Source organism: Streptomyces pathocidini (genome assembly GCF_001418495.1).
Classification (GTDB): domain Bacteria; phylum Actinomycetota; class Actinomycetes; order Streptomycetales; family Streptomycetaceae; genus Streptomyces; species Streptomyces pathocidini.
On sequence record NZ_LIQY01000544.1, the window covers coordinates 1 to 2977 of the forward strand.

At 73.4% G+C, this 2977-nt stretch carries 2 protein-coding genes; one reads left to right on the forward strand and one right to left on the reverse strand.

Annotated elements, in window-relative coordinates; translation table 11 throughout:
• The coding region (locus tag AOK16_RS22305; RefSeq protein WP_055473957.1) for a serine hydrolase domain-containing protein at positions 1–1337 on the reverse strand (1337 nt) is incomplete at its 3' end.
• 287 nt (positions 1338–1624) lie between these two features.
• Here AOK16_RS22305 and AOK16_RS22310 point away from each other — a divergent pair.
• Positions 1625–2977: serine/threonine-protein kinase (locus tag AOK16_RS22310; protein ID WP_157859310.1), on the forward strand; the 1353-nt coding region annotated here is incomplete at its 3' end.

A 2977-nucleotide genomic window follows, 5' to 3' on the forward strand; every position in this document is an offset into this window, starting at 1 on the left:
TCGGGGCTCTGTCCCGGGCCTCGCTCCTCAAGCGCCGGAGGGGCTGGGTTTGCCTCCGGCGGGGCTGGGTTTCGGCAGAACTCGGCCTCCAAGAGGCGGGTTTCGGGGTCCTTGGCCGGGGGCGTATCCGTGTTGAGGTGGTAGGTCAGGGTGTGGGTGCCGGTGCTGGTGGTCAGGGTCTGGACGTAGGAGCCGTTGATGGTGCCGTTGTGGCCCCAGAGGGTCTCGCCGCAGGGCAGGTGGACCGGGAAGAGGCCCAGGCCGTAACTACCGCCCGTACCAGCCGTGTTGCGCATCTCCTCCAGCTGCGCGCGGGGCAGCAGTTCGCCCGACAGCAGGGCGCTGGTGAAGCGGGTCAGGTCGGCGAGGGTGGAGATCACCTCCCCGGCCGCGCCCGCGCTGGACGGGTCCAGGAGCGTGACGTCCTTCGTCGCGTTCTTCGCCGTGTTATTCGGAGCGGTCCGGTCCGGTGCCGTGTTCTTCGAAGCGGCCGGGGTCGATGTCGTGTTCTTTGGGGCGGTCCGGGCCGATGTCGTGTTCTTCGGAGTGGTCGGGGGCGATGTCGAGTACGCGCGGCCGTGTGGGGGTGGGAGGCCTGTGCGGTTGCCTGGGAAGGTGGTGGATCGCAGACCCAGGGGAGCCAGGACGCGGCGCTTGACCTCCTCCGCGTACGGGTTGCCGGTGGCCCTCTCGATGATCATGCCCAGCAGGATGTAGTCGGTGTTGGAGTAGTGGAAGCCGGTGCCGGGCGGGAAGTACGGGGGGTGGCGCAGGGCCGTGCGCAGCAGCTCGCCGGGTGTGCGGGTGTCCAGGTGGTGGGTGCGGAAGCCGGGGCCCGACAACTCGGACCGCAGCCCGGGGTCGTCCGTGTAGTTGAACAGGCCGCTGGTGTGGTTGAGGAGCTGGCGGAGCGTGATCTTCCGGCCGTCGTTGCCGCGTCCGCGCACCAGGCCCGGCAGATGCCGCTCCACCGGGTCGGCCGGCGACAGCCGCCGCTCGCCTACGAGTTGGAGCACCACCGTGGCCACCAGGGTCTTGGTGACGCTGCCCGCGCGGAAGCGGTCCCCGGGGCGCATCCGGCGGTCGGTACGCAGGTCCGAGACGCCCGCCGCCGCGAACCGCACCTCGCCGCCCTCCCGCGCCAGGGCCGCCGCGCCGGGGGCGCCACCGGCCGTCACCAGGGCTCGTACGGCGGCCTGTACGGCCGAACGCGGGTGGGACGCGGTGAGCGAGGAGCGCGCGGTCGGGGTGGCGCAGGCGCTCAGCAGCAGGGCCAGCGCCAGCAGCGCGCACGCGGACGCCGCCGCCCTGGGCGGGGGTGCGGTGCGGCTGGGCATGCTCCGGCGGCCTCTCGTTCGTACCGGTGCCGGGGAGCGCGAGAGCGCTTTTCCTAGCGGACGGTAGCCGACCGTGTGCGCTGTCGGCAGCTCTCTCCGCAGCATGGACCCGGGTCCTTCGCCACCCCCGCACATGAGGGAGAATGGAGGCTCTGCCGGGGCAGGCAGCCCGAGTTGGGACAGCGTGCAGAGGTCACTCACGCAGGTCGGATCAGACGGCCGACTCGGTGCCGCCGTGGGATTGATCGCAGCGCACAGCGGTGCGTCGCAGTGCTGAGGGGACGCGCATGTCGGACGCGGAGCGGACGCGCAAGCCAACACGGGGGGTTGCGCAGGGCACGGTCGAGCGCGAGGAGGCGCGCGCCGAGGGGCGGTTGCTCGCCGGGCGCTACCGGCTGGGCGAGGTCCTCGGGCGCGGCGGTATGGGCACGGTCTGGCGGGCCCTCGACGAGACCCTCGGACGGACGGTCGCCGTCAAGGAACTGCGGTTCTCCGCCGACGTCGACGAGGACGAGAAGCAGCGGCTGATCACGCGCACCCTGCGCGAGGCGAAGGCGATCGCGCGGATCCGCAGCAACGGCGCCGTGACGGTCTACGACGTGGTGGACGAGGACCACCGGCCGTGGATCGTCATGGAGTTGATCGAGGGCTGCTCGCTCGCCGAGGCCGTGCGCGACACCGGCGGCCTCTCCCCGCACCGCGCCGCCGAGGTGGGCCTGGCCGTGCTCGACGTGCTGCGCGCGGCGCACCGCGAGGGCGTGCTGCACCGGGACGTGAAGCCGTCGAACGTGCTCATCGCGGAGGACGGGCGGGTCGTGCTGACCGACTTCGGCATCGCCCAGGTCGAGGGCGACCCGTCGGTCACCTCCACCGGCATGCTCGTCGGCGCCCCCTCGTACATCGCTCCGGAGCGTGCGCGGGGCGCGCGGCCGGGTCCGCCGACCGACCTGTGGTCGCTGGGCGCCCTGCTGTACGCGGCGGTCGAGGGCGTGCCGCCGTATGACAAGGGCACCGCGCTCGCCACCCTGACCGCCGTGATGACCGAGCCGCCCGCCCCGCCGAAGAACGCGAGCGGGCCGCTGGAGGAGGCCATCTACGGGCTGCTGGCCAAGGACCCGTCGGTGCGGCTGGACGACGCGGGGGCGCGGGAGTTGCTGACGGCGGCGCTCAGCGCGCCGGAGGTGGCGGAGGAGGCGGAGCCGGCCGAGGAGGAGGCTCCGGAGCCGACGCGGACGATGGCGCTTCCCGCGCAGCCCTCGGGGGAGGAGCGCGACTCGGGCGCCGGGCCTCGTACGGGCTCCAGGACGGCCATGGGCGTGGAGATCGAGGAGCGGCTGCGGGGCGCGCTGCGGTCGGTGCGGAACGCGGCCTCGGAGGCGTCCACTTCGCTGCTGGCGGCCTCGTCGCCGCACGCCGGGAAGTCCGGGAAGCCTGGGAAATCCGGGAAGCCCGGGGAAGGGAAGGCGGAGGGCGGGCCGGCGGCCGGGGTGTCCCTGACGGACGTCGTGCCGCGGCGGACGCTGGTGGTCGCGGCGGTCGTTGCCGTGCTCGCCCTGCTCGGAACGGTGCTGGCGTTCGCGCTGTCAGGGGGTGACGGCGGGGGCGAGAAGCCACGGGAGGAGAAGTCGGCCTCCCGAGCG